The following is a 26,312-nucleotide window of genomic DNA, read 5'->3' as shown; positions in this document are numbered from 1 at the left end:
ACCTCACAGCTCTTTCGTCAGCCGATTGATGAGATCACGCGACCGTTCGGGGTTGAGCGACGCAGTTTCCACTTTATGGAAACGAGCTCGAAAGGCGCTGAGCTGTGCTTCGGAGTCGATGAAGGCCGAGCCCTGAGGTACGTCACGCACTACTGTGTCCAGTTTGGGTACGGGGCCGCCCACGTACGTCATCGTGCTGGCGGCTCTGGCGAAGCCGTCCAGATCGAAGGGGACGACGCGCACGGTGATGTTGTCCGCCTCGGATAGCTCCAGCAGCTTGGCGAGTTGAGCCCGGGAGGTGGTGCGGTCGCTGACCCTGATGCGTAGGGCCGACTCGTGAATCACCAACTCGTACGGGGCGGTGATCTCGTGTCCTGCCATTCGGTGGTGGACGCGCAACTCAAGCTCGTCTGAGGTGAGTTCGGGAACCCTTCCGGAGAAGACGGCGCGTGCGTAGTCCTCGGTCTGCAGCAGACCAGGAACGTACAGGATCGCCACATCGCGCCGGAACGAAGCGTGGTGGTTCAGCTCGGACAGGTCCAGGAACGACGTGGGTAGCACGCCCCTGTACTCCTCCCACCAGCCGCGTGTCCGGTCCGTGGCCATCGCGACCAGGGCGTCGATGAACTCCGTGTCCGTGCAGGCGTAGTGGGACGCGAGGCGGCGGAGGCGTTTCTCACTCACGCCTGAAGTGCCAAGTTCGATCTGGCTGATCTGGACGGAGTTAACGCCGAGCAGTGCTCCCGCTTCGCGGGCGCTGAGCCCTGCCGCCTCGCGGAGCCTGCGCAGCTCGACCGCCAAGCGCATCTGTCGTGCTGTTGGTTCGCGCCTTGCGCTCATCGGCTGCTCCCTGACTCAACGCGCCTGCCGTTGTGACCCGTTCGGGGTCAGATTACTCGATCCAGTTGCTAAAGCTTAAATCTAAGGTCTACGTTCGGTGATGCGACGCACACTCTGTGACATTCCGGGGCTCCGGAAGCGCACCACTCCGTCCTGCCGGGACGGCTGAGGCATGCCCACCGCCCGCGATCAACCGCAGACCTCCGAAACCCCACCACCGAACCGGAGCTGACGCATGCCTGAAATCGAGACCGACGCGCCCTGTGAGTACTCCCTCCACATTCCCAACGACCCCCGGGCCGTCACGGTCACCCGCCGTACCCTCCGCTTGATCCTCACCATGCACGGCCTGATCCGTCACGTCGACGTCGCCGAACTCCTCGCCACGGAGCTGATCACCAACGCCGTACGCCACACCAAAGGGCCCGCCGCCCTCCGCGTGCGCTGGTCGGCCGGTGTGCTGCGCATCGGCGTCTGGGACGCGGACCCCAACCCGCCGGAATCGCCGGGCCTGCTGGGCGACGAGCTGGACCTGTCGGAGGAGGGCCGCGGGCTGGCCCTGGTCAAGTCCTGCGCCGACGCGTGGGGCTGGTATTCGCTGACCAGCAACGGCAACGGCGGCAAGTGCGTGTGGTGCGAGCTGACTTCGGCGGCGTGAACGTTCGGCGCCGCTCGTCAACCTGGGGAAGACCCCAGCCGGAGATCAATGGAGGAAAGACATGACGTTCGTCAGCTACTTCCCTGGCCGGGGGACGGTCCGTGAGACGGCTTACCTGGAAGGCAAGCTCGAAGGGCAGGTCGACGACCGTGCCTCGATGGTCCTTCGCGTCCTGGAGAAGCGCGGCATCCCCGTCCCCGAGGTAACAAGGGAGCGCATCACCTCGTGCACCGACCTCGACATCCTCTCCTTGTGGTTCGACCGTTCCCTGACAGCTACAGCGGCCGAGGACCTGTTCGCCGAGGACCCGGACGAGGTCCGGGGGCCTGTCCTGAACAGGCCCGAGCATTGACGGACCTGCAAGACAATCGGCAGAGCCTGAGCCCGGAGCTGCAAGAGGAGATCTCAGGCATTTCCATGTCACTCGTGGCGGGCATGGCCTTTGGGCTCCAGCCCGAAAAAGGCATGGCCGAACTCCACAGAAGGTTCAAGGAGATCCTCAAGCGAAAGGGGCTGTCTCCCTGGGAGATCGCCTATCTGCGGGGAAAGATCGAGAAGTGGCCGCCGGGTTACGCCGAGTCGTGGGCCTCCGGGTATGCCGCGGGCCTCTCGCCTCCGCGACTGGCTCGACCGGGCCGGAACGGTCGAGCGTGTGGAAACCCTGTTCGGGGCGGGCGCGGAGCTTCGCCAGGAATAGGGTGCCCGGATGAGCATCATCGGCGTCGGGATCGACGTGGCGGAGATCGACCGGTTCGCGGCTTCGGTGGAGCGGACGCCCGGGATGGCCGAACGGCTGTTTCTGGAGAGTGAGTTGCTGCTTCCCAGCGGGGAGCGGCGGGGGGTTGCCTCTCTTGCCGCTCGCTTCGCGGCGAAGGAGGCGCTTGCCAAGGCGTTGGGGGCGCCGGGGGGTCTGCGGTGGACCGATGCTGAGGTCTTTGTCGAGGAGAGTGGGCAGCCTCGGCTTCGGGTGACGGGGACGGTTGCCGCGCGGGCGGCGGAGTTGGGGGTGCGGTCATGGCATGTTTCGTTGAGCCATGACGCGGGGGTGGCGTCGGCTGTGGTGATCGCTGAGGGGTGATGCCTCGCGGGGTGGTGTTCGGAGTCTGCGGGTGCGTTGTGGCTGGTCGCGCAGTTCCCCGCGCCCCTGAAAGCGAAAAGATCGCGCCGTTCCCCGCGCCCCTGAAGGGCGAAAGGCAAAAGACTGCGCCGTTCCCCGCGCCCCTAAAAGCGTCCCCGCGCCCCTGAAGGGCCTCGCTCCCCGACGTGCGCGGGGAACTGCGCGACCAGCCACGTGCGACCCGCAGCCGACGGGCGCGACCTGGGGGAGACTCGGAGTATGCGTACTGCGTACAGCGTGGAGACGGTCAGGGTCGCCGAGCGGGAGCTGATGGCGCGGCTTCCCGACGGGGTGTTGATGCAGCGGGCCGTGGCCGGGCTCACCGCCGCGTGTGCCGAGTTGCTGGGGCGGGTCTACGGCCGGCGTGTTGTGCTGCTGGTCGGCAGTGGGGACAACGGGGGCGATGCCCTCTACGCCGGTGCCCGGCTGGCGAAGCGGGGCGCCGGTGTCGTAGCCGTCCTGCTCGCCCCCGACCGCACCCACCCCGGCGGCCTCGCCGCCCTGCGCAGCGTCGGCGGGAGGGTGGTCAGGGGGGCGGAGGCGGCCGAGGGACCCCTCCGCCGTGCCGATCTCGTCGTGGACGGCATCGTCGGGATCGGAGGGAAGGGCGGGCTGCGCCCCGACGCCGCCAGGCTCCTCGACGTGCTGGGCGAGATCCGCGCCGCCGTCGTCGCCGTCGACCTGCCCAGCGGTGTCGAGGCCGACACCGGCGAGGTCCGCGGAGCAGCCGTACGCGCCGATCTGACCGTCACCTTCGGGACGCACAAGCCGGGGCTGCTCGTCGATCCGGCGCGCGAGTACGCCGGGTCCGTACGGCTGGTGGATATCGGGCTCGCGCTGCCCGGCGACCCCGAACTGGAAGCGCTCCAGCACGCCGATGTGGCCGCGCTGCTGCCCGTACCCGGAGCCGAGAGCGACAAGTACCGGCGAGGGGTCGTGGGGATCGCCGCCGGGTCCTCCCGTTATCCGGGCGCGGCCGTGCTCGCCGTCTCCGGTGCCCTGCGGGGTGGCGCCGGCGCCGTACGGTACGTCGGACCCGCGGGGGACGCGGTCATCGCACGCTTCCCCGAGACGCTCGTGTCCACCGGGTCGCCGGAGCAGGCCGGGCGCGTGCAGGCGTGGGTCGTCGGCCCCGGCGCAGGGGACGACGGCGATGTCGTGGCGGCCGTGCTCAAGGCGGACGTACCCGTGCTCATCGACGCCGACGGGCTGCGGCTCGCCGACCGCGACGCCGTACGGGCCCGGCGGGCGCCCACTCTGCTCACCCCGCACGCCGGAGAGGCCGCCGCGCTGCTCGGTGTCCCGCGTGAGGAGGTCGAGGGCGCGCGGCTGGCATCCGTGAGGGAGCTCGCCGAGCAGTACGGAGCCACCGTGCTGCTGAAGGGGTCCACGACGCTCATCGCCTCCCCGGGGGGCGGACCCGTGCGGGTGAACTCCACCGGGACCGGCTGGCTCGCCACCGCCGGCAGCGGCGACGTGCTGTCCGGGCTGACCGGGTCGCTGCTCGCCGCCGGACTCGACGCGCTGGACGCCGGCAGCGTGGGCGCGTACCTCCACGGGCTGGCCGGGCGGCTCGCCGCGGACGGCGCGCCCGTGGGGGCGCACGATGTGGCCGAGGCGGTGCGCGAGGCCTGGCGGGATGTCATGGACTGAGCCTCTGAGACACTGGTCGGCGATGACTGAGACAGCACCCGCGCGTGCCCGCGCCGAGATCGATCTGGCCGCCCTGCGGGCCAACGTGCGGACCCTGCGCGCCCAGGCGCCGGCCGCCGCCCTCATGGCGGTGGTCAAGTCCGACGCGTACGGGCACGGGGCCGTGCCGTGTGCCCGCGCGGCCCTGGACGCGGGGGCGACCTGGCTGGGCACGGCCACTCCCGAGGAGGCACTGGCGCTGCGCGCGGCCGGGCTGCCGGGGCGGATCATGTGCTGGCTGTGGACGCCGGGCGGGCCGTGGCGGGAGGCCGTCGAGGCCGACCTGGATCTGGGGATCAGCGGACTGTGGGCTCTTCGCGAGGTCGCGGAGGCCGCGCGCGCGGCCGGCCGCACCGCCCGCGTCCAGCTCAAGGCCGACACCGGTCTCGGGCGCAACGGCTGCCAGCCCGCCGACTGGGCCGAACTGGTCGCCGAGGCGCGGCGGGCCGAGAGCGAGGGCCTGGTCGCCGTCACCGGCCTGTGGTCGCACTTCGCCTGCGCCGACGAGCCGGGGCACCCCTCCATCGCGGCCCAGCTCACCCTCTTCCGCGAAATGCTGGCCCACGCGGAGGGAGCGGGGCTGCGCCCGGAGGTGCGGCACATCGCCAACTCGCCCGCCACGCTCACCCTGACCGAGTCGCACTTCGACCTCGTACGGACCGGGATCGCCACGTACGGCATCTCGCCCAGCCCCCAGCTGGGCACCTCCGCCGACCTCGGGCTGCGCCCCGTGATGACGCTCTGGGCGTCGCTCGCGCTGGTGAAGCACGTGCCGGCGGGCCACGGCGTCAGCTACGGACACCACTACGTCACCGCCGGCGACACGACCCTCGGCCTCGTGCCCGTCGGGTACGCGGACGGCATCCCGCGCCACGCCTCCGGCACCGGACCCGTCCTGGTGGGCGGCAAGTGGCGGACGGTCGCGGGGCGGGTCGCGATGGACCAGTTCGCGGTCGACCTCGGCGGGGACGAACCGCCGGCCGGAGATCGGGCGGTCCTCTTCGGGCCAGGCGACCACGGCGAGCCGACCGCCGAGGACTGGGCCCGGGCCGCGGGCACGATCGCGTACGAAATCGTCACCCGCATCGGAACCCGCGTACCGCGCGTCTACGTGAATGACTACGTGAACGAGTAACAAGCGGGGTATTCGCATGAGTGCGGATACACGGCGGATACACGGCGGGGCACGGCGGGGCACGGCAACCTGAGCGGATGAAGAGGAGCGGTTCGTGAGCGAGAGCAGCGCGGAGGCAGCGGTGGAAGCGGCCACGGCCGCGGCCTCGGCGGTCTCCGCGGCCGGGGCCGCGAACTGGCGCAGGACCACCGGTGTCGCCGGTGCCGCGATAGGAGTGATCGCCGCGGGCGCCGCCGCCGGAGTCGCCATAGAGCGGCTCACGGTCGGCCGAGGCATGCGCAGGAAGGCGCGGCTCGCCCTCGACTCGGCCGGTCCGTACGGGGCGCTGCGCGGTATGCCGGGCAAGGCCGCCGCGGACGACGGCACCGAGCTGTACTACGAGGTCGACGAGGTGGAGACCGACACCGCACTGGCCCCGCGCCGCCGCAGGCTCTTCGGCCGCAAGGCGCCCGTCCCGGTCACCGTCGTCTTCAGCCACGGCTACTGCCTCAGCCAGGACTCCTGGCACTTCCAGCGCGCCGCGCTGCGCGGAGTCGTACGGACCGTCCACTGGGACCAGCGCAGCCACGGCCGTTCCGGGCGGGGCGTGGCCCAGGTCAGGGACGACGAGCCGGTCACCATCGACCAGCTGGGCCGGGACCTGAAGGCCGTCATCGACGCGGCGGCGCCCGAGGGCCCGCTCGTGCTCGTCGGCCACTCGATGGGCGGCATGACGATGATGGCCCTGGCCGACCAGTACCCCGGCCTGATCCGCGACCGCGTCGTCGGCGTGGCGCTCGTCGGTACGTCGTCCGGGCGGCTCGGCGAGGTCAACTTCGGGCTGCCGGTCGCGGGTGTCAACGCGGTGCGGCGGATACTGCCCGGTGTGCTGAAGGCGCTCGGGCAGCGGGCCGAGCTGGTGGAGCGCGGGCGCAGGGCCACCGCCGACCTGTTCGCCGGGATCATCAAGCGGTACTCGTTCGCGTCCAGGGACATCGACCCGGCGGTCGCGCGGTTCGCGGAACGGCTGATCGAGGCCACGCCGATCGACGTGGTCGCCGAGTTCTACCCGGCCTTCACCGACCACGACAAGACCGAGGCGCTCGCGTACTTCGCCGATCTGCCCGTGCTCGTACTGGCCGGGGTCAAGGACCTCGTGACGCCGAGCGAGCACAGCGAGTCCATCGCCGATCTGCTGCCGGACGCCGAACTGGTGCTCGTACCGGACGCCGGGCACCTCGTGATGATGGAGCATCCGGAGGTCGTCATAGACCGGCTCGCGGACCTGCTCACCCGCGTCGGCGCCGTGCCCGCAGGGGCTACCGTTGGTGGCTATGGAAGCACCAGCAGCACCGCGCAACCCGGCTGAACCCGGTGTCGTGACCGCCGTGCCCGCCGTGACCGCCGAGGTCGTCGTCCACTCGCCCGAGCAGATGAAGGAGTTGGGCCGCAGGCTCGCGGGGCTCCTGCGGGCCGGCGATCTCGTGATGCTCACCGGCGAACTGGGCGCGGGCAAGACCACGATGACCCGCGGGCTCGGGGAAGGGCTCGGGGTCAGGGGCGCGGTCACCTCGCCGACGTTCGTGATCGCCCGCGTGCACCCCTCGCTCGGGGACGGGCCGCCGCTCGTTCACGTGGACGCGTACCGCCTGGGTGGCGGGCTCGACGAGATGGAGGACCTCGATCTCGACGTGTCGCTGTCCGACTCCGTGATCGTCGTGGAGTGGGGCGAGGGGAAGGTCGAGGAGCTGACGGACGACCGGCTGCACCTGCTGATCCACCGGGCCGTCGGGGACACGACGGACGAGGTGCGGCATGTCGCCCTGACCGGGGTGGGGGAGCGGTGGGCTTCGGTGGATCTGGGCGCGCTCTCCGCCTGAGCGCGGGGCTGGGGTTCGTACGTTCGCCCCAGGTTCCGACATGATGTCGGGAAGATGTTGCGTCCCGGGGCTTCGGCGTGTTCACATGGGCGGAGGAGTTGGTTAGGTCTACCTAAGTCTACCTGGCATGTCTGCTCCCGGAGCCCTTCAGGAGGCCGCGATGCCTACGTCGGAACGTGTTCCTTCTAGGACCGGTGGGGTCTCGGTGGGGGAGTTGCTTGCCGTGGGGGCGCTTGTTCGGGCGGTGTCTGTGCCTCCGCCTCCCCCTCCGCCGGCGTCTGTGCCTGTGTCTGTGCCTGTGCCTGTGCCTGCGGCGCCTGTGCGGGGTGAGCGGCGGGCGGCGTAGGTGTGCGGGTGCGTCGTTGTTGGTCGCGCCGTTCCCCGCGCCCCTAAAGGCGAAAAGCATAAAGACTGCGCCGTTCCCCGCGCCCCTTGAGGGCGAAAAGCGCAAAGATTGCGCCGTTCCCCGCGCCCCTTGAGGGCGGAAGGCAATAGATTGCGCCGTTCCCCGCGCCCCTGAGGGGGTGTCCCTGGGGTCGCGTTGTTCCTGTGGGTGGGTGGGTGGGTGGGTGTGCGGGTGGGGGATGGGTTACCTGATTACGGTGATCCTTGTGCCGATGGTGGCGAAGTCCCACATGGCCGCCCCGGCGTCGCGGGACTCGCGGATGCCGCCCAGCCTCCTGCTGGAGTCGGGTGGCGTCACCGACCCGTCCACCGCCGCGCTGAAGCCGATCGCGATGCCGTCCACGCCGGCGAAGCGGACGACGTGTTCGACGGCCACACCGTCGGAGCCGACGATCGTCCCGGAGCGTGACGTGACGACGTACCGGGCGGGCAGCGGATCGACCGTACCGGGGGCGACCCGGAACGTGCGCCTGACCCGGTCGCCCTCGTCGACCAGCCACACCCGGTCGTCGTCCAGCGAGTACACGACCCGCCGACCGGTGCCCGAGTCGCCGGGCAGGGCCGTGGGGTGGTTCTTGTCCCGGGGAGCCTTCGACGCCGTGGCCGGCAAGGGCTCGGCGGCCCGCGGGGAGGACAGGTCGTCCGGTGCGTACGCCGACGCCTGGTAGGTGAGGAAGCCGATCACCGCGAGCGCCGTCGCGGTGAGCCCGGCCACGATTCCCGAGCTGCTCCGAGCCACCTGGGTGCCCACCTCTCGCACGATCTTGTACGGTATTTGTCCGTGTTGTGACGATGTGACGTTAGCAGCAGGTTCCCTCCGGATTGAGGCGGCCGTGCGCCGGGTCCGGGCGCCGTAGGCTGTTCGCGTGCTCTTGCTCGCTCTGGATACCGCCACCCCCGCCGTCACCGCCGCGCTGCACGACGGCACGTCCGTCGTCGCCGCCCACAGCAAGGTGGACGCGCGCCGGCACGGGGAACTGCTCCTGCCGGCCGTCGACCGGGTACTCACCGAAGCCGGGCTGCGGCTCGACGCCGTCACCGGCATCGTCGTCGGCGTGGGCCCCGGCCCGTACACCGGGCTCAGAGTCGGTCTGATGACCGCCGACACGTTCGGGCTCGCGCTCGGCGTCCCGGTGTACGGCCTGTGCACCCTCGACGGCCTCGCGTACGCCGCCGGGGGTGAGGCGGGGATCGAGGGGCCCTTCGTCGTCGCCACCGACGCCCGGCGCAAAGAGGTCTACTGGGCGCGGTACGCCGACTCCCGTACGCGGCTCACCGAACCCGCCGTGGACCGGCCGGGGGAACTGGACATCGGCGCGCTGCCCGCCGTGGGCGCGGGCGCGCTGCTGTACCCCGACACCTTCCCGGACGCCCGCGAGCCCGAGCACGTGTCGGCGGCCTCGCTCGCGTCCCTGGCGGCGGAGCGGCTGGCGGCCGGCGAGGAACTGGAAGCGCCCCGGCCCCTCTATCTGCGCCGGCCCGACGCCCAAGTGCCCAAGAACTACAAGGTGGTCACCCCCAAGTGACGACCGCGGTGCTGCGCGAGATGCGCTGGTGGGACATCGAGCCCGTACTGGAACTGGAGAAGGACCTCTTCCCCGAGGACGCCTGGTCGCGGGGCATGTTCTGGGCCGACCTGGCCCACGCGCGAGGACCCGAGGCGACCCGGCGGTACGTGGTGGCGGAGGACGGCGGGGTGATCGTCGGGTACGGGGGCCTGGCCGCCGCCGGTGACACCGGTGACGTACAGACCATCGCCGTCGCCCGGGGGCACTGGGGCACCGGGCTCGGCGCGCTGATCCTGACCGAACTGCTGCGGGCCGCGACCGCCTTCGAGTGCGCCGAGGTGCTGCTCGAATGCCGGGTCGACAACATCCGCGCCCAGAAGCTCTACGAGCGCTTCGGCTTCGAGCCGATCGGCTTCCGGCGCGGCTACTACCAGCCGGGGAACGTGGACGCCCTCGTGATGCGCCTCAACGACCCGTCAACTTCCGTACAAGGAACCGAGGGAACCGAGATCAATGGCTGACGAACCTCTCGTCCTCGGCATCGAGACCTCCTGCGACGAGACCGGCGTCGGCATCGTCCGCGGTACGACCCTCCTCGCGGACGCGATCGCCTCCAGCGTCGACGAGCACGCGCGCTTCGGCGGGGTCGTACCCGAAGTCGCCTCCCGCGCACACCTGGAGGCGATGGTGCCGACCATCGAGCGGGCACTGAAGGAGGCCGGGGTCAGCGCGCGTGACCTCGACGGCATCTCCGTCACCGCCGGACCCGGGCTCGCGGGCGCGCTGCTCGTGGGGGTCTCGGCGGCGAAGGCGTACGCGTACGCGCTGGGGAAGCCGTTGTACGGGGTGAACCATCTGGCGTCCCACATCTGTGTGGACCAGCTTGAGCACGGCCCGCTGCCCGAGCCGACGATGGCCCTGCTCGTCTCCGGCGGCCACTCCTCGCTGCTGCTGTCCTCGGACATCACCAGTGACGTACGGCCGATGGGCGCGACCATCGACGACGCGGCGGGTGAGGCCTTCGACAAGATCGCCCGTGTTCTCGACCTCGGCTTCCCCGGTGGGCCCGTCATCGACCGGTACGCGAAGGAGGGGGACCCGCGTGCCATCGCCTTCCCGCGTGGGCTCACCGGGCCGCGTGACGCCGCGTACGACTTCTCCTTCTCCGGGCTGAAGACCGCCGTGGCCCGGTGGATCGAGGCGAAGCGGGCGGCCGGCGAGGACGTGCCGGTGCGGGATGTGGCCGCGTCCTTCCAGGAGGCGGTGGTGGACGTGCTGACCCGTAAGGCCGTACGGGCCTGTCGTGACGAAGGCGTCGACCATCTGATGATCGGTGGCGGGGTCGCCGCGAACTCGCGGTTGCGGGTGCTGGCTCAGGAGCGGTGCGAGGCGGCGGGGATCACGTTGCGGGTGCCGCGGCCGAAGTTGTGTACGGACAACGGGGCGATGGTCGCCGCGCTGGGTGCGGAGATGGTGGCTCGGGGGCGGGCCGCGTCCGACTGGGATCTGTCGGCGGACTCGTCCCTGCCCGTGACCGACCCGCATGTGCCGGGGCGCTCCCACTCCCACTCCCACGATCATGTGCATGAGGTCAGTAAGGGAAATCTGTACTCATGAGTGTCGCGTTGATGTGGGAGGCGCGGGCTGTTGCCGGGCGGGGGGAGGAGCTGCTCGCGTGGGTGCGGGAGCAGGACCTCTCGCCGCGGCCCCTGCGGCGGGAGGTCCTGCGGGCTCCGGGGGAGCGGGTGCTTGTCATCACGTGGTGGGATGCCGCGTATGACGACGCGCTTCCTGAGTTTCCGGAGCCGGCTGCGGGGTTGGTTGCTCGGGCCGTTCATCGGTGGCGGTTCGAGTCTGTCGACAGCGACAGCTGAAGGATTGCGCCGTTCCCCGCGCCCCTGAAGGGCAAGGGCAAAGGCTGAAGGACTGCGCCGTTCCCCGCGCCCCTGAAGGCGAAAAGCAAAAAGATTGCGCCGTTCCCCGCGCCCCTGAGAGCGCGCCCCTGACAGCGCGCCCCTGAAAGTGCGCCCCTAGCGGGTCGTTGTTCTGCATGTCAGTTGGCGGGTTGTGGGTATGGGGCGTTCTGGGCCTGTCAGGGTCAGGTGCGTTGTGTGGTGGGGTGTTGTGCTGGAAGTGGATACCCGCAGTTCCAGGGCGCCCGGTTCCACCACGCGTCGGCCCTTGCGGTTCGTGAAGGCCGACAGGTCCGGGTGGAAGTGGAAAGTGACCCGGCGGGCCTCCCCGGGGGCCAGGGTCAGGCGGTGGTAGCCGATCAGGCGTACGTCGGGGCGGGTCACGGACGCCACCGGGTCGTGCAGGTACAGCTGGACGATCTCCGTGCCTTCCCGCGGGCCCGTGTTGCGGACGGTGACCGAGACGTCGTGCCCCTCGTCCGTGGTGATCTCCGCGTGCCGGTCCTCCGTGTTCTCCCACGTGAAGTCCGTGTAGCCCAGGCCGTGGCCGAAGGGGTGGAGCGGGGTCGGGTCCAGGTTGCTGACCTCGCCCGCCAGGCCCAGCGGGGGCTGGAGGTAGGTCCACGGCTGGCCGCCGGGGGTCTGGGGGATGCTCACGGGCAGCCGGCCCGAGGGGTTCACACGGCCCGACAGGACGCCCGCCACCGCCGGGCCGCCCTCCTCGCCGGGGAAGAACGCCTGGACCGTGGCGGCCAGCCGGTCGTGCCAGCGGCCCAGCGCGTACGGCCGGCCGGTGAGCAGCATCAGGACGACGGGGGTGTCGGCGGCGGTGAGAGCGTCGAGCAACTGGGCCTGCACGCCTGGTAGTTGCAGGTCCGCCACGTCGCAGCCCTCGCCCGAGGTGCCCCGGCCGAAGAGGCCCGCCCGGTCGCCGAGCACGGCCACGCAGACGTCCGCCTCGGTGGAGCGCGCGACGGCCTCCTCGAAACCGGAGGTGTCCGGGTCGGTGGTGTCGCAGCCCTCGGTGAACGTGATCTTCGCGTCGGGCAGTTCCGTGCGCAGGGACTCCAGCAGCGTGGGGATCTCGATGCCCATCGGCAGGGCCGGGTGGCTGATGCCCACGTGGGACGGGAACGAGTAGCAGCCCAGCATCGCCAGCGCGTCGGCCGCCCTCGGGCCCACCACGGCGATGCGGGTGTCGGGGGCGAGCGGGAGCAGGCCCTCCGGGTTGGAGAGCAGGACCACGGATTCCTCGGCCAGGCGGCGGGCCAGGACGCGGTTCGCCGTCGAGTCGAGGTCGATGGGGCCGGTCGGCTCCGGGGACCAGGTCTCGTCCAGCAGGCCCAGCTCGCACTTCTGGCGCAGGACCCTGCCCGCCGCCCGGTCCACCAGGGACTCGGGGATGTCACCGGCCCGTACCGCCTCGACCAGCGGGTCGCCGTTGCAGTGGACCGTCGGCAGTTCGACGTCCACGCCCGCGGCCAGGGCCGCGTGGGCGGCCTGGGCCTCGGTGCCCGCCACCCGGTGCAGGGTCTTCAGGAAGCCGACGCCGAAGTAGTCGCTGACGACCGTGCCGGTGAAGTCCCACTGTTCGCGCAGGAGTTCAGTCAGCAGGTACGGGTCCGCGGAGGCGGGCACGCCGTCCGTCTCCGTGTACGCGGCCATCACCGAACGAGCCCCGCCCTCGCGCAGCGCGAACTCGAACGGCGGCAGCGTGATGTCGGCGAACTCGCGCACCCCCGCCCGTACGGGAGCGAGGTTGCGGGCGCCCGCCGATGACGCGTACCCCGCGAAGTGCTTGAGCGTGGCGACGATTCCCGCGGACTCAAGCCCGCGGACGTACGCCGCGCCGATCGTCCCGACGAGGTACGGGTCCTCGCCGATGGTCTCCTCGACCCTGCCCCACCGCGGGTCCCGTACGACGTCCAGGACCGGGGCGAGGCCCTGGTGGACGCCGACGGACGCGAGGTCCCGGCCGATCCGGTGGGCCATCTCCTCGACCAGCGCCGCGTCGAACGAGGCGCCCCAGGCGAGGGGCACCGGATACGCGGTGGCGCCCCAGGCCGTGAAGCCCGCTAGGCACTCCTCGTGGGCGACCGCCGGGATGCCGAAGCGGCCCGCCTCGCTGATCCGGCGCTGGGCGCGGGCCAGGGCCTGCGCGCCCAGCGCGGGGTCCACGGGGGCCGTACCGAACGAGCGGGTGAGCTGGCCCAGACCGTGGGTGATCAGCTCGTCCCAGTCGAAGTCCGAGGTCATCTCGTCCTGGTGCGGGGCGACTCCGTCGCCGTCCGTGGCGGCTCCCACCCACACGCCGTACAGCTGGGCGGCCTTCTCCTCCAGGGTCATCCGGGCGAGCAGGTCGTCGACTCGGGCCTCGGCGGGCAGGGCGGGATCACGCCAGGGAGCGGTGGTCATGAAACTCCTGTCAGAGTCAGGGTCAGGGTCAGGGTCAGGGCCAGGGCCAGGGTCAGGGTCGAGCGGGTTCACTTTCCGCCCACGCCCATCAGGCCGCCGACCAGCGCGCGGCGGGCCACCAGGTAGACGGCGAAGATCGGGACGCCGGAGAGGACGACCGAGGCCAGCAGGGCGGGGATGTTGACGCCGAACTGGCTGACGTAGTTGAAGAGCCCGAGGGTCAGGACGCGCGGTTCGTCGGACTGGGTGAAGATCAGCGGGAAGAGGAAGCCGTTCCAGGCCTGCAGCGCCGCGTAGATGACGACCGTGCTGATACCGCCCCTGGCCATCGGGATCGCCAGCTGGAACAGCATCCGCTGCGGTGAGGCGCCGTCCAGGGCCATCGCCTCGTACAGCTCCTCGGAGACGTCCCGCAAAGTGCCCACCAGGACCAGCACCGAGACCGGCATCGCGAAGGCCGCCGTCGGCAGGATGACCGCCAGGAGGCTGTCGTACAGGTCGAGTTTCGCGATCAGGAGGTAGAGGGGGACCACGACCGCCTGGGCCGGGATCGCGACGCCGAGCAGGAAGAGCCGGAAGGCCAGGCCCGACCAGCGGTTGCGGGTGCGGACGGCGACGTACGCGAGGGGGACGCAGAGGACGAGGACTGTGCCCACGACCGCGGTGGCCACGATCGCCGTGTTGGCGAGCAGGTGGCCGAACCCGCTGTTCAGCACGGTGTTGTAGTTGTCGAGCGTGGGGCTTGTCGGCGGGCTCAGCGGGTTGCCGGTGAGCGCCTTGTCCTGACTGGTGAGGGAGGCCGAGAGCATCGCGTAGATCGGGATGATCACGACCACGAGCCAGACGACCGAGCCGAGCCCGGCGACGGGGTTGGCTCGCTTCGTCCAGTGCCGGCGGCGGCGGGGCCGGGGCGGTCGCGTGTCGCGGTCACCGGTCCGCACGGGACGCGGACGCGGCAAGGTGTCGTGTGACACTCCGTCACATCCCTTCGCGGGTACTGCGCATGCCGCCGAAGCCGGTCAGCCGCACGAGGATCAGGGACAGGCCGGTGGCGATCAGCACCAGGAAGGACGCGATGGCGCTCGCGTAACCGAAGTCGTAGCTCTTGAAGCCCGCCTCGTACATCAGGTACGGCAGGATCGCGGTGTCGGTGCCGGGGCCGCCCTTGGTCAGGATCAGCACGGTCTCGAAGTACGTGAGCGAGCCGACGACCATCAGGACCGTGGACGTCGTGACGGTGTGGCGCAGCTGCGGGAGCGTGATCGAGAAGAACTGGCGGTAGCGGCCCGCCCCGTCGATCGCCGCGGCCTGGTAGAGGACCTCGGGTATCTGACGGGCGCCGCCCTGGTAGAGCAGCGTGTGGAAGGGGATGAACTGCCAGCCGCCGACGAAGACGATCGCGAGGAACGCGCCGCTGGAGGAGCCGAGGATGTTCTCCCGGACGACGCCGAAGTTCGGGTCGAGCAGGGCGTAGAAGAGCAGCGCGATCGCCGTCGAGGACAGCAGGAACGGGACGAAGAAGATCGCGGACAGCACCGCCCGGTTGCGCTGGCGGCCCGCCGCCCAGACGCCGAGCAGCAGCGCGATCACCGTCTGGAAGGCCCAGCTCACCGCCGTCAGCAGGACCGTGAGCCACAGGGACTGCACCATCCGGTCGTCGTCGATCAGCTTCCGCCAGTTGTCCAGGCCCACGGGCCGCGGGTCGCCGAGGCCGTCCCAGCTGGTGAAGGAGAGGTAGAGGGCCAGGCCCATCGGGACCACGGCGAAGAAGCCGAAGAACAGGACGCCGGGCAGTGCCCAGGCGGCGTGCGGGCGGCCGGCCGTGGCGGCCCCGGACCGCTTGCGCGGACTCCGGGACACCTCGGGCCCGCCGCGCTCCGCGACCGGGCTTCCCACCGGGGCCCTGGTGGGGGTGGGTGCGCTCACTTCAGCTCCTTGAGCGCCGACACGAACTCGCTCGGCGAGGACTTCCCCACGAACAGCTTGTTGATCTCGGTGAGCATCGGGGTCGCGGTCTTCGAGCCGACCGCCTGGTCCCAGGAGAGCGTGAAGGCGGGCGCCTTCTCGACCATCTCGTACTGGAACTTCGCGAACTCCGGATTGGGCGAGGCGTCCAGGAACCTGGCCGCGTTCGACGTCGTCGGGATGTCGCCGTTGGCGATCAGCGCCTTGGCGTACGTCTCGGAGGCGCAGTCCTTGAGGAACGCGATCGCCGCGTCCTTGTTCCCCGCCCGGGTGTTGACCGACCAGTAGTTGGTGGGGTTGCCGACGACGTTGCGGATGTCGCCGGTGCCTCCCTCGACCGTGGGGAACGCGCACCAGCCGAGGTTGTTCCTCGCGAAGGAGGGGAACTTGCCGAGCTGCGTCGAGTACTCCCACGAACCCATCAGGTGCATCGCCGCCTTGCCCTTGGCGAAGACCGCGGGGGCACCGCCGTTGGTGTACGCGACCGAGCTGAACTTCGAGCCGAAGGCGCCGTCGTCGATGAGTTCCTTGACCGTCTCGGCGGCCTTCAGGACCGCCGGGTCGCCCCAGCCGGACGCGTCGCCCTCCTGGATCTTCGAGAAGACCTCCGGGCCGCCGATGCGGTCGACGAGGTACTCCAGCCACATCAGCTCGGTCCAGGTGTCGGCGCCGCCGAGCGCGAACGGGGTGATCCCCGCCTTCTTCAGCTTGGCGTTGATGTCCTGCAACTGGGCCCAGGTGGTGGGCGGCTGGAGCTTGTGCTCGGCGAAGAGGGCCTTGTTGTAGAAGAGGATGACCGGCTGCATGCCGCGCATCGGTATCCCGTAGTTGCGGCCGCCGAGCGCGCCGGCCGCCAGCACCGCGGGCAGGAAGCCCGACTTCAGGGCCGGGTCGTTCTCGATGGTGTCGGTCAGGTCGACGACCTGCTTCGCCTCCTGGTAGTCCTTGATGGACCCGCCGCCCCAGTTGAAGAAGATGTCGGGGGCGCTCGGGGAGCCCATCGCGGTGCGCAGCTTGGCCGGGTACTCCGCGCCCGGAATCCTCTCCAGCTTCACCTTGCCCTTGGCCGTCCTGGCCGCGGTGGACTTGTTGAAGCGCTCGACGGCCGTCTGCTGGACCTTCACCGCGTCGTCCCCGTACACGAAGGCGGTGAGGGTGCCGCCGCCCCCGCCGGAGTCGCTGTCGGAGCCGCAGGCGGTGAGGCCGGTGGTGAGCAGGGTGGTGGCACCGGCGCCCAGGACCCAGCGCCTGCTGAACGCGCGGCTGCTCAGGCTGGTGCCCGTGCTTCTGCTCGGGCCTTCGCCCGTGGGCTGCCCGCTGTTGGACCGCCCGTTGATCGACTCCATGACAGCACCTCTTCTTGTCCGGCCTGTTCGCTCACCAGCGTGCTAGCGGCACGAATATGCATCGAACATGCACGAATGTTTCGGGTGGTACTTCGAATGTTCCGGGAACGTATGGCGGTCGAGGGGCTTCGTCAAGAGGTTGCGCAGGGATACGATCCGGTTCATGACTCGCCCGAATCCCGCCGTAGCCCAGTCAGCGACACTCGCCGAGATCGCCCGCGAGGCGGGAGTCTCGGCCCCGACTGTTTCGAAGGTGCTCAACGGCCGCGCCGATGTGGCCCCCTCGACCCGCACCCGGGTCGAGGAACTGCTGCGCAACCACGGCTATCGGCGCCGCCGGGCCGAGGCGTCCCGGTCGCCGCTCATCGACCTCGTCTTCCACGAACTGGAGAGCGCGTGGGCGATGGAGGTCATCCGGGGCGTGGAGAACGTGGCGCGGGACGAGGGGCTGAGCGTCGTCCTCTCCGAGAGCGCGGGGCGGCTCACCCCCGGGCGCACCTGGGCCGACCAGGTCGCCGCCCGCCGCCCGCACGGTGTCGTGCTCGTCCTCAACGGGCTCGACGAGTCCCAGCGGGCGCTGCTGGCCAGCCGTTCCATCCCGTTCGTGGTGGTCGACCCGGCCGGCGACCCCGGGGACGACGTGCCGTCCGTCGGCGCCACCAACTGGCAGGGCGGGCTCGCGGCGACCCGGCATCTGGCGGACCTCGGCCACCGGCGCATCGGCGTGATCAGCGGGCCCTCGCGGATGATGTGCAGCAGGGCCCGGCTCGACGGGTACCGGGCGGCGCTGGACACGGCCGGGCTGCCGGTCGACCCGGCACTCGTGCGCACCGGCGACTTCCACCACGACAGCGGCTACCGCGCCGGGCTCGAACTGCTGAAGCTGCCGGACCGCCCGACGGCCGTCTTCGCGGGCAACGACCTCCAGGCCCTCGGCCTGTACGAGGCCGCCCGCGAGCTGGGCCTTCGCGTACCGGAGGACCTCAGCATCGTCGGCTTCGACGACCTGCCGGTGGCCCGCTGGGTCGGCCCGCCGCTCACCACCGTGCGCCAGCCGCTCACGGAGATGGCCGAGGCGGCGGCCCGGCTCGTACTGGACCTCGGCCGCTCGGAACGGCCCTCGACCGCCACGAGGGTGGAACTGGCGACGAGTCTCGTGGTCAGGAGCAGCACGGCGCCGCCGTCGGCGACGTGAGCTGTATCGGCCCGCCGAAAGTTTCGAAGACGGATCGAAGACGGATCGAAGACGGATCGAAGACGGATCTGAGAAAACTGAACGAAACCTGAGAGTTTCCGAAGTAAAGCCGGGAAGTGGTTCCATGTTGAAATAATTCGGACTTATGTTCTTCCTGTGAGCGGGAGTGTGGGCGTGAGCGGAGAAGACGGGTCCGGGGGCGAGGACGCCGCGATACCCGGCGAAGCCGGTGACGGTGACGGTGACGTCGGTGATGGTGGCGTCGGGGGACGTTCGTGGTGGTCGGGCCGGTCGCGGCTGTTCAAGGTGGCGGGCATCGCCCTCGGCTGCGCGCTCGTCGCCTCGATGGCCGGAGCCGCGTGGGTGTACTGGCACCTGAACCACAACATCAGAAGCGTCGACATCGACAGCGCGCTCGGCGACAACCGGCCGGCCAGGGCCGTGACGACCCCGACGGGGCCCGAGTCCGCCACCCCGCTGCCCAGCGGCGCGCTCAACATCCTGGTCCTCGGCTCGGATTCGCGCAGCGGCAAGCGCAACAAGGCGCTCGGCGGCGGCAGCAGCGAGGGCGCCCGCTCCGACACGGCGATGATCATCCATGTCGATGAGGGCCGCTCGGAGGCGACCGTCGTGAGCATCCCGCGCGACACCCTCGTCACGCGCCCCTCCTGCCCGCTGTCCTCGGGCGGTTCGACGGCGGAGGCGTACGGCGTGATGTTCAACAGCGCGTACTCGGTCGGCGGGCCCGTCTGTGCCGTCAAGACGGTGGAGACCATGACGAACGTCCGCATGGACCACTACATCGAGATCGACTTCGCCGGCTTCGCCGATCTGGTGGACGCGCTGGGCGGGGTCACGGTGACGACGGACGACGACATCTCCGACGAGGACAGCCACCTCGAACTGGAGGCGGGCACCTATCACCTCGACGGCGCGGACGCGCTGGCCCTGGCGCGCACCCGGCACGGCATAGGCGACGGCAGCGACCTCGGTCGGATAGGCCTCCAGCAGAAACTGGTGAAGGGGCTTCTCGACCAGGTCTCCTCCAGCAACCTCCTCACCAGCCCCACCCGCCTGTACAGCGTCGCCGACGCCCTCACCGGCAGCCTCACCACGGACACGGGCCTGAACTCCCTGAGCGAACTCATGAGCCTCGGCCAGAGCCTGAAGTCCCTTTCCTCCACCTACACCGAGACCGTGACGATGCCGGTGGTCCCCGCGCCGTCCAACCCCAACCGGGTGGTGGCTCAGGAGCCGGAGGCGGGGAAGCTGTGGGAGTCACTGAAGTGACCTTCTCGAAGAAACTCCGATGAGAATCCGGCGGGCGTGTCGATTCCGTCGTCGGTCGTTCGACGCATGGGTGAGAGGCGATGTGAGGCGGGGATCAGCCCCGGCTCAGCGCCGAGGATTCAGGGAGTCACCATGCCCCGTTACCTGTCGATGATCCGTATCGACGAGCAGAACGCCCCCGCCGAGGGTCCGAGCGACGCGCTCATGGAGCGGATGGGTGAGCTGATCGAGGAGATGACGAAGGCCGGCGTGCTGCTGGACACCTCGGGGCTGACGCCTACCGCGCAGGGCACGCGGGTGCGCTGGGAGGGCGGCGAACTGTCCGTCACCGACGGGCCGTTCACCGAGGCCAAGGAGGTCGTCGGCGGCTACGCGATGCTCCAGGCCAAGGACAGGGCCGAGGCGGTCGAGTGGACCAAGCGGTTCCTGCAGATCCACGAGGCCCACTGGACGGTGACCTGCGAGGTGCGGGAGATCGTCGAAGGCTGAGCCCGGCGTTCGGCCTCGGCTCTGGGCTTGGCCTCGGCTTCGGCTCTGGGCTTGGCCGTACGGGTCCGGGGGTGTCTGATGGTGGAGCGTGACGCCAGATACCCCCGCCCAGGATCCCGACCACACCATCGAAACCGTCTTCAGAATGGAGTCGCCCCGCATCATCGCCGGGGTCGCGCGCATCGTGCGGGACGTCGGGATCGCGGAGGAGCTGGCACAGGACGCGCTGGTCGCGGCGTTGGAGCAGTGGCCCGGGGACGGGGTGCCGGGCAATCCCGGGGCCTGGCTCATGGCCACCGCCAAGCACCGGGCGATCGACCTCGTACGGCGGCGCGAGCGGTATGCGCGCAAGCTGGCGGAGATGGGGCGCGACCTGGAGACGTCCGGGCCGCAGGGGCACGGGTACGGGCACGGGCAGGGTTACGTCGACGAGCCCGCCGATCCCGACGGCATCGACGACGATCTGTTGCGACTGGTCTTCACCGCGTGCCACCCCGTCCTGTCCGCCGAGGCCCGGATCGCCCTCACCCTGCGGCTGCTCGGCGGGCTGACCACCGTCGAGATCGCCCGCGCCTTCCTCACTCCGGAGAAGACCCTCGCCCAGCGCATCGTGCGCGCCAAACGGACACTCGCCGCGAAGGGCGTTCCCTTCGAGGTGCCGTACGGGCCCGAACGGGAAGCCCGGCTCGGCTCCGTACTTGAGGTCATCTACCTGATCTTCAACGAGGGGTACGCGGCCACGGCCGGGGACGACTGGCTGCGGCCCGCGCTCTGTGAGGACGCGCTGCGGCTCGCGCGCGTACTGGCCGAGTTGATGCCCAAGGAGCCCGAAGTGCACGGTCTCGCGGCGCTGTTGGAGCTGCAGGCGTCACGGTCGGCCGCGCGGACCGGGGCGTCGGGGGAGCCCGTGCTGCTCAAGGACCAGAGCCGGGCCCGGTGGAACCGGGTGCTCATCCGGCGGGGGTTCGCCGCGCTGGGCCGGGCGGAGGCGGTGTCTTCGGGGGGCGGGCCGGGGCCGTATGTGCTGCAGGCCGCCATCGCCGCGTGTCACGCGCACGCCCTCACGTACGCGGAGACCGACTGGGGGCGGATCGTCACGCTGTACGGGATGCTCGCCGTGCGGGCTCCGTCGCCGGTCGTCGAGCTGAACCGGGCTGTTGCCGTTTCGATGGCTGAGGGGCCGGGAGCGGCGCTGGCCCTTGTGGACGCGCTCATGGGGGAACCGGTCTTGCGTGAGTACCACTTGCTGCCGAGTGTTCGGGGGGATCTGTTGGTGCGGCTCGGCCGTACGGCGGAGGCGGCGGGGGAGTTCGCGCGGGCGGCTGGGCTCGCTCGTAACGAGCGGGAGCGGTCGTTCCTGCTGGCGCGGGCCGAGGAGTGCGGGTCGCTCCGCTGAGGGCGCGTTTCCCGGCGCCCTCGCCTGGACCGGCCGGTGCGTACCTGCGGTCGCGCCGCGCCTGACCGCGCAGTTCCCCGCGCCCCTGGGGGACCGGCCGTCTTGCGGGTGCGGCCCGGTGGGGGCTTGTTGCGCCGTTCCCCGCGCCCCTGATAGGGACGGCCGGTTTGTAGCTGCGGCCCCGTGAGGGCTGGCCGCGCAGTTCCCCGCGCCCCTCAGGGGGTGGGGGTTGGCCGCGTGCGTCGGGTGGGCGGCGGTGTGGTTGCTCGCGCCGTTTCTCGCCCCGCTGCCGCAGGCCGGGCGCTTTTTTCAGGGGCGCGGGGAACGGCGTGGCCAGCGTCGAGGTACCCGCACCTGCAAGGCGGCCGGTCTTTTGAGGGGCGCGGGGAACGGCGCGGCCAGCGTCGAGGTACCCGCACCCGCAAGGTGGCCGGTCTTTTGAGGGGCGCGGGGAACGGCGCGGCCAGCGTCGAGGTACCCGCACCTGCAAGGCGGCCAGTCTTTTGAGGGGCGCGGGGAACGGCGCGACCAGCCACGAGGTACCCGCACCCATAAGGCGGCCGGTCTTTTCAGGGGCGCGGGGAACTGCGCAATCAGCCGCGACGTACCCGCACCCACAAGACGCGCGGTCTCCCAGGGGCGCGGGCGTCGCCCGAACGGCTCTTCTGCCGTGAAGCTGCCCGGGTCCCATGGCACGGTGGGTCTACCTGTTGGCACCACCGGACCCCGGAGCCTCGTATGGCTGATCTGCAGGACGAACTGCACTCCACCGCAGAGGTCGGGGACCTGGACCTGGATCATCCCGAGCGACTGAGCGGGTTCGAGCCGCTCACCGCCGAAGCCGCCGAGGCCGAAACCGTCACCGGGCTCGGCGGTGAGAGTGAGGCCGGTGACGACCCGCTGGCCCGCGCGCACGCCCTCCTCGCCGATAACCCCGTCGCGGACGGGTACAGCGGCCTGCCCTGGGCCCTGCGGCGCCTGTCCTGGTACGACCTCGAAGTCGGCGAGAGCGCGGTCGACACGGACGTGCCCCGGCTCCGCGAGGGGCACGTGGGAGTGTTGTTCTGGTCGCTGCATCTGCCCGGGGGGCTCGTGGGTGAACGGGCTGTGGGCGCGACGCTGGAGCAGCTCGATCTCGTGAAGACCGTGGTCGCGGCCCATCCGGAAGGTCTGCGCATGGCCCACAGCGCGGCCCAGATCATGGACGCCAGGAACTGCGGGCGGGTCGCCGTGCTGCTCGGCCCGGCGGGCGCGGCCGCACTGGACGACTCCCTGGGCATCCTGCGCGCGCTGCACGCCCTGGGCCTGCGCGTCCTCACCCTCTCCGGCGCGTCCTGGGCCGGCGAGAACGGGCTGACCCGGTTCGGCGAGGAGGTCGTACGCGAGATGAACCGCCTCGGCGTGCTCGCCGACCTCTCCGGCGCCTCGGACGCCACCGTCCGCCGCGCCCTGACCATCTCCAAGGCCCCGGTGATGTGCACCCGCTCCGGCGCCCGCGCCCTGCGCCCGCACCCGGCGAACCTCCCCGACGACGTGCTCGTCGAACTCGGCGCCACCCAGGGCCTGTGCCTGGTCCCGCTGACCGCCGAGCAGACGGGCCCCACGGTCCGGGACGTCGCCGACCACCTCGACCACGTACGGGAACTCGCGGGGCCCGAGTGCGTCGGCCTCTCGGGGACGTTCGACTCAGGCGCCGCGCACCCGCAGGACCTGTCCGACGCCTCGGGGTATCCGAGGCTGGTCGCCGAACTCCTCGGGCGCGGCTGGTCCGAGACCGATCTGGCCCTGCTCACCTGGGGAAACGTCCAACGCGTCCTGCGCAGCGCGGACTTCACCTCCCGCGCCGCCCGGCAGCGCCGCGAGCCGTCCATGGCGCGGATCGCCGAACTCGACGGTTAGCTCAGCCGGCGCAGAGGCAGAACGGGTGGCCCGCCGGGTCCGCGTACGTCCGCCAGGTGCGCGTGCGGTCCGCCGCGTCCAGCACCTTGGCGCCCAGCGCCAGTACCTCCGCCTCCGCCGCGTCCAGGTCCTCGACCGTCAGGTCCAGATGGAACTGCTGCGAGGCGTCCGGCGAGGGCCACTTCGGCGGTACGTGTCCGGGGGCGGCCTGGAACGCCAGCGTCCCGCCCGCCGGTCCCGGCAGCCGCAGGTCGATCCAGTCGCCGTTGTCCTCGACCGTGCCGCCGAGGACCCCGGCGTAGAACGCGGCCAGCGCGTGCGGGTCGGGACAGTCCAGGACGACGGAGTCCAGCTTTGCGAGAGCCATGGTCTTCTCCTCTTCCTCGGGACGGGTGATCCGGGGTCTCAGGCCGTCGGGCGGCCCATCGCGCGGTACGTCCAGCCCGCGGCCCGCCATACGGCCGGGTCGAGCGCGTTGCGGCCGTCCAGCACCACCCGGTCCGTGGTGACCTCGCCCAGCGCCGCCGGGTCCAGCTCCCGGAACTCGCGCCACTCGGTGAGGTGCAGGACGGCGTGCGCCCCGCGGACGGCGTCCACGGCCGTCTCCGCGTAGCCGAGGGTCGGGAAGAGGCGGCGCGCGTTGTCCATGCCCTTGGGGTCGTAGACGGTGACCTGGCCGCCCTGGAGGTGGATCTGGCCCGCGACGTTCAGTGCGGGGGAGTCCCGGACATCGTCCGAGTCGGGCTTGAAGGTCGCGCCGAGCACCGCGATCCGCTTGCCGAGGAAGGAGCTGCCGCCCAGTGCCTCCCGCGTCATCTCCACCATCTGGCCGCGGCGCCGCATGTTGATGGAGTCGATCTCACGCAGGAAGGTGAGAGCCTGGTCGGCGCCCAGCTCGCCCGCGCGGGCCATGAACGCGCGGATGTCCTTGGGCAGACAGCCGCCGCCGAAGCCGATGCCCGCGCGCAGGAACTTCTTCCCGATCCGGTCGTCGTGCCCGATCGCCTCGGCGAGCTTCATGACATCGCCGCCGCCGGCCTCGCAGACCTCGGCCATCGCGTTGATGAAGGAGATCTTGGTGGCGAGGAAGGAGTTCGCGGCGGTCTTCACCAGTTCGGCGGTCGGGAAGTCGGTCACCACGAACGGTGTCCCTTCGGCCAGCGGCGTCGCGTACACCTCGCGCAGCAGCTTCTCGGCGCGCTCGCTGCGGATACCGGCGACGATGCGGTCGGGGTGCAGGGTGTCCTGGACGGCGAAGCCCTCGCGCAGGAACTCCGGGTTCCAGGCCAGCTCGACCTCCTCGCCCGCGGGGGCCAGCCCGGTGAGCGTGCGGGCCAGGCGGTCCGCCGAACCGACGGGCACGGTGGACTTGCCGACGACCAGCGCGGGCCCGGTGAGGTGGGGCGCGAGCGAGGCGAAGGCGGCGTCGACGTACGACATGTCGCAGGCGTACTCGCCGTGCTTCTGCGGGGTGTTCACACAGACGAAGTGGACGTCGCCGAACTCCGCGACCTCGGCGAAGTCCATGGTGAACCGCAGCCGCCCGCTGGACCCCTCGATACCGGCGACATGCTTGCGCAGCAGCTCCTCAAGACCGGGCTCGTACATCGGGACCTCGCCCCGCTGCAGCATTTCGATCTTCTCGGGCACCACGTCCAGGCCCAGCACCTCGAAACCGAGCTCGGCCATGGCGGCGGCATGCGTGGCGCCGAGATAGCCGGTGCCGATCACAGTGATCTTGAGGGCCATGGGTGCTCCAGGAGGTAGCCGTCAGGTGCGCGGACAGAGCATAGTCGGGGCGTGCCGGAGCCTCGGACCGGGCAGATCTCCCCCTGTCGGCAAGCTCACGTATCACTCGCGTGGGCGCGTGCATAAAATTTGGGTTACTTAACGGTAGTTAGCGTCACCGTCACTGCATCTTTGGAGCGTGAGAGACCTTGGCCGGATCGGCTGATTTCGACCTGTACCGCCTGTCCGAGGAGCACGACATGCTCCGGGACGCGATCCGCTCCCTGGCCGAGGCGAAGATCGCGCCGTATGCCGCGGCGGTGGACGAGGAGGCCCGCTTCCCCCGGGAGGCCCTGGACGCGCTGGTCGCGGCCGACCTGCACGCCGTGCACGTACCCGAGTCGTACGGCGGCACGGGCGCGGACGCCCTCGCCACGGTCATCGTGATCGAGGAGGTGGCACGGGTCTGCGCGTCCTCGTCCCTGATCCCCGCGGTGAACAAGCTCGGCTCGCTGCCCGTCATCCTCTCGGGTTCCGAGGACCTGAAGAAGAAGTACATGACGCCGCTGGCCAAGGGCGACGGCATGTTCTCGTACTGTCTCTCCGAGCCGGACGCCGGTTCGGACGCGGCCGGCATGAAGACGAGGGCGGTCCGGGACGGCGACTTCTACGTCCTGAACGGCGTGAAGCGCTGGATCACCAACGCCGGTGAGTCGGAGTACTACACGGTGATGGCCGTGACCGACCCCACCAAGCGCTCGAAGGGCATCTCGGCGTTCGTCGTGGAGAAGTCGGACGAGGGTGTCTCCTTCGGTGCCCCGGAGCGCAAGCTCGGCATCAAGGGCAGCCCGACCCGCGAGGTCTACCTCGACAACGTCCGCATCCCGGCCGACCGCATGATCGGCGAGGAGGGCACGGGCTTCGCCACCGCGATGAAGACCCTGGACCACACCCGCGTCACGATCGCCGCGCAGGCACTCGGCATCGCGCAGGGCGCGCTCGACTACGCCAAGGGGTACGTCCAGGAGCGCAAGCAGTTCGGCAAGCCGATCGGCGACTTCCAGGGCATCCAGTTCATGCTCGCCGACATGGCCATGAAGATCGAGGCCGCCCGCCAGCTCACGTACGCGGCCGCCGCCAAGTCCGAGCGCGGCGACAAGGACCTCACCTTCCAGGGAGCGGCGGCCAAGTGCTTCGCCTCCGACGTCGCCATGGAGGTCACCACCGACGCCGTCCAGCTCCTCGGCGGCTACGGCTACACCCGTGACTACCCGGTCGAGCGCATGATGCGCGACGCCAAGATCACGCAGATTTATGAGGGCACGAATCAAGTGCAGCGCATCGTCATGGCGAGGAACCTGCCGTAGGGCACCTGCCGTGAGGCACCTCGCACGGCAGGCGAGAGGCCCCCGGAACCAGTTCGGCAGTTCGGTTCCGGGGGCCTCTCGCATGCCGTGGCGGC

Annotated in this window: 25 protein-coding genes; 17 read left to right on the top strand and 8 right to left on the bottom strand. The window is 70.7% G+C overall.

What is annotated here, in order from left to right; translation table 11 throughout:
* Window positions 1–3: 3 nt before the first annotated feature.
* Window positions 4–840: a helix-turn-helix domain-containing protein gene (locus ACIOKD_RS16095; protein WP_402083700.1), complete on the bottom strand. Its 837-nt coding sequence runs from the start codon at window positions 838–840 to the stop codon at window positions 4–6.
* Between the two features lie 235 nt (window positions 841–1,075).
* Between ACIOKD_RS16095 and ACIOKD_RS16090 the strand changes: the two genes are divergently transcribed.
* The 7 genes from ACIOKD_RS16090 (at window position 1,076) to tsaE (ending at window position 7,301) form a co-directional block, all read left to right on the top strand.
* Window positions 1,076–1,498: an ATP-binding protein gene (locus ACIOKD_RS16090; RefSeq protein WP_402083697.1), complete on the top strand. Its 423-nt coding sequence runs from the start codon at window positions 1,076–1,078 to the stop codon at window positions 1,496–1,498.
* Window positions 1,499–1,559: 61 nt separating this feature from the next.
* Window positions 1,560–1,850, top strand: coding sequence for a hypothetical protein (locus ACIOKD_RS16085; RefSeq protein ID WP_402083694.1), 291 nt, complete (start codon window positions 1,560–1,562; stop codon window positions 1,848–1,850).
* A 354-nt stretch (window positions 1,851–2,204) separates the two neighbouring features.
* The gene (locus tag ACIOKD_RS16080) at window positions 2,205–2,576 is read left to right on the top strand and encodes a holo-ACP synthase (RefSeq protein ID WP_402083691.1); all 372 of its coding nucleotides are present in this window, start codon (window positions 2,205–2,207) and stop codon (window positions 2,574–2,576) included.
* 258 nt (window positions 2,577–2,834) lie between these two features.
* Window positions 2,835–4,268, top strand: a complete 1,434-nt coding sequence (locus tag ACIOKD_RS16075; protein ID WP_402083688.1) for an NAD(P)H-hydrate dehydratase — start codon at window positions 2,835–2,837, stop codon at window positions 4,266–4,268.
* A 22-nt stretch (window positions 4,269–4,290) separates the two neighbouring features.
* Complete coding sequence (alr, locus tag ACIOKD_RS16070; protein WP_402083685.1) at window positions 4,291–5,442, top strand: alanine racemase; 1,152 nt, start codon at window positions 4,291–4,293, stop codon at window positions 5,440–5,442.
* A gap of 94 nt (window positions 5,443–5,536) precedes the next feature.
* Window positions 5,537–6,790: an alpha/beta fold hydrolase gene (locus ACIOKD_RS16065; RefSeq protein WP_402083683.1), complete on the top strand. Its 1,254-nt coding sequence runs from the start codon at window positions 5,537–5,539 to the stop codon at window positions 6,788–6,790.
* The gene (gene tsaE / locus ACIOKD_RS16060; protein WP_402083680.1) at window positions 6,756–7,301 is read left to right on the top strand and encodes a tRNA (adenosine(37)-N6)-threonylcarbamoyltransferase complex ATPase subunit type 1 TsaE; all 546 of its coding nucleotides are present in this window, start codon (window positions 6,756–6,758) and stop codon (window positions 7,299–7,301) included. The genes ACIOKD_RS16065 and tsaE overlap by 35 nt, the downstream gene beginning before the upstream one ends.
* Before the next feature lie 589 nt (window positions 7,302–7,890).
* Here the strand turns inward: tsaE and ACIOKD_RS16055 are convergent.
* Window positions 7,891–8,445, bottom strand: a complete 555-nt coding sequence (locus tag ACIOKD_RS16055) for a hypothetical protein (protein WP_402084322.1) — start codon at window positions 8,443–8,445, stop codon at window positions 7,891–7,893.
* Between the two features lie 127 nt (window positions 8,446–8,572).
* On the opposite strand from ACIOKD_RS16055, the gene tsaB reads away from it, so the two are divergent.
* The 4 genes from tsaB to ACIOKD_RS16035 are packed head-to-tail and all read left to right on the top strand — an operon-like array spanning window position 8,573 to window position 11,088.
* A complete protein-coding gene (gene tsaB, locus ACIOKD_RS16050; RefSeq protein WP_398291546.1) occupies window positions 8,573–9,232 on the top strand; it encodes a tRNA (adenosine(37)-N6)-threonylcarbamoyltransferase complex dimerization subunit type 1 TsaB in 660 nt (219 codons plus the stop codon).
* Window positions 9,233–9,252: 20 nt separating this feature from the next.
* Window positions 9,253–9,735, top strand: a complete 483-nt coding sequence (gene rimI / locus ACIOKD_RS16045; RefSeq protein WP_402084320.1) for a ribosomal protein S18-alanine N-acetyltransferase — start codon at window positions 9,253–9,255, stop codon at window positions 9,733–9,735.
* Window positions 9,728–10,831, top strand: a complete 1,104-nt coding sequence (gene tsaD / locus ACIOKD_RS16040; protein WP_402083677.1) for a tRNA (adenosine(37)-N6)-threonylcarbamoyltransferase complex transferase subunit TsaD — start codon at window positions 9,728–9,730, stop codon at window positions 10,829–10,831. The genes rimI and tsaD overlap by 8 nt, the downstream gene beginning before the upstream one ends.
* On the top strand, window positions 10,828–11,088 hold the full coding sequence (locus tag ACIOKD_RS16035; protein ID WP_402083674.1) for a hypothetical protein: 261 nt from the start codon (window positions 10,828–10,830) through the stop codon (window positions 11,086–11,088). Before tsaD ends, ACIOKD_RS16035 begins: the two co-directional genes overlap by 4 nt.
* 156 nt (window positions 11,089–11,244) lie before the next feature.
* Here ACIOKD_RS16035 and ACIOKD_RS16030 read toward each other — a convergent pair whose 3' ends face one another.
* The 4 genes from ACIOKD_RS16030 to ACIOKD_RS16015 all read right to left on the bottom strand — a co-directional run bounded on the left by ACIOKD_RS16030 (window position 11,245) and on the right by ACIOKD_RS16015 (window position 16,853).
* On the bottom strand, window positions 11,245–13,542 hold the full coding sequence (locus tag ACIOKD_RS16030; RefSeq protein ID WP_402083672.1) for a glycoside hydrolase family 3 N-terminal domain-containing protein: 2,298 nt from the start codon (window positions 13,540–13,542) through the stop codon (window positions 11,245–11,247).
* 68 nt (window positions 13,543–13,610) lie between these two features.
* Window positions 13,611–14,516 carry a carbohydrate ABC transporter permease gene (locus tag ACIOKD_RS16025; protein ID WP_402083669.1) on the bottom strand — a complete coding sequence of 302 codons (906 nt, stop codon included), beginning with the start codon at window positions 14,514–14,516 and terminating at the stop codon, window positions 13,611–13,613.
* Between the two features lie 4 nt (window positions 14,517–14,520).
* Window positions 14,521–15,402: a carbohydrate ABC transporter permease gene (locus ACIOKD_RS16020; protein WP_402084318.1), complete on the bottom strand. Its 882-nt coding sequence runs from the start codon at window positions 15,400–15,402 to the stop codon at window positions 14,521–14,523.
* Between the two features lie 62 nt (window positions 15,403–15,464).
* Window positions 15,465–16,853, bottom strand: a complete 1,389-nt coding sequence (locus ACIOKD_RS16015) for an ABC transporter substrate-binding protein (protein ID WP_402083666.1) — start codon at window positions 16,851–16,853, stop codon at window positions 15,465–15,467.
* 163 nt (window positions 16,854–17,016) lie between these two features.
* Between ACIOKD_RS16015 and ACIOKD_RS16010 the strand changes: the two genes are divergently transcribed.
* From ACIOKD_RS16010 to ACIOKD_RS15990, 5 genes are all read left to right on the top strand, one after another.
* On the top strand, window positions 17,017–18,048 hold the full coding sequence (locus ACIOKD_RS16010) for a LacI family DNA-binding transcriptional regulator (RefSeq protein WP_402083664.1): 1,032 nt from the start codon (window positions 17,017–17,019) through the stop codon (window positions 18,046–18,048).
* Between the two features lie 174 nt (window positions 18,049–18,222).
* Complete coding sequence (locus tag ACIOKD_RS16005; RefSeq protein WP_402083661.1) at window positions 18,223–19,338, top strand: LCP family protein; 1,116 nt, start codon at window positions 18,223–18,225, stop codon at window positions 19,336–19,338.
* Between the two features lie 132 nt (window positions 19,339–19,470).
* Window positions 19,471–19,827, top strand: coding sequence for a YciI family protein (locus tag ACIOKD_RS16000; RefSeq protein WP_107022241.1), 357 nt, complete (start codon window positions 19,471–19,473; stop codon window positions 19,825–19,827).
* Between the two features lie 145 nt (window positions 19,828–19,972).
* The gene (locus tag ACIOKD_RS15995) at window positions 19,973–21,223 is read left to right on the top strand and encodes an RNA polymerase sigma factor (protein WP_402083658.1); all 1,251 of its coding nucleotides are present in this window, start codon (window positions 19,973–19,975) and stop codon (window positions 21,221–21,223) included.
* Window positions 21,224–21,961: 738 nt separating this feature from the next.
* A complete protein-coding gene (locus tag ACIOKD_RS15990; protein ID WP_402083656.1) occupies window positions 21,962–23,122 on the top strand; it encodes a dipeptidase in 1,161 nt (386 codons plus the stop codon).
* 1 nt (window position 23,123) lies between these two features.
* Here ACIOKD_RS15990 and ACIOKD_RS15985 read toward each other — a convergent pair whose 3' ends face one another.
* Together ACIOKD_RS15985 and ACIOKD_RS15980 are read right to left on the bottom strand one after the other, a co-directional pair.
* Complete coding sequence (locus tag ACIOKD_RS15985) at window positions 23,124–23,489, bottom strand: VOC family protein (RefSeq protein ID WP_402083654.1); 366 nt, start codon at window positions 23,487–23,489, stop codon at window positions 23,124–23,126.
* A 38-nt stretch (window positions 23,490–23,527) separates the two neighbouring features.
* On the bottom strand, window positions 23,528–24,871 hold the full coding sequence (locus tag ACIOKD_RS15980; protein ID WP_402083651.1) for a UDP-glucose dehydrogenase family protein: 1,344 nt from the start codon (window positions 24,869–24,871) through the stop codon (window positions 23,528–23,530).
* A gap of 188 nt (window positions 24,872–25,059) precedes the next feature.
* Between ACIOKD_RS15980 and ACIOKD_RS15975 the strand changes: the two genes are divergently transcribed.
* Window positions 25,060–26,217, top strand: coding sequence for an acyl-CoA dehydrogenase family protein (locus ACIOKD_RS15975; RefSeq protein ID WP_402083648.1), 1,158 nt, complete (start codon window positions 25,060–25,062; stop codon window positions 26,215–26,217).
* Window positions 26,218–26,312: the final 95 nt, after the last annotated feature.

The organism is Streptomyces sp. NPDC087844 (genome assembly GCF_044742785.1).
In the GTDB taxonomy this organism is placed as follows: Bacteria; Actinomycetota; Actinomycetes; order Streptomycetales; family Streptomycetaceae; genus Streptomyces.
Note: the sequence above shows the minus strand (reverse complement) of the source record. Positions and strands in the feature narration are given on the sequence as shown.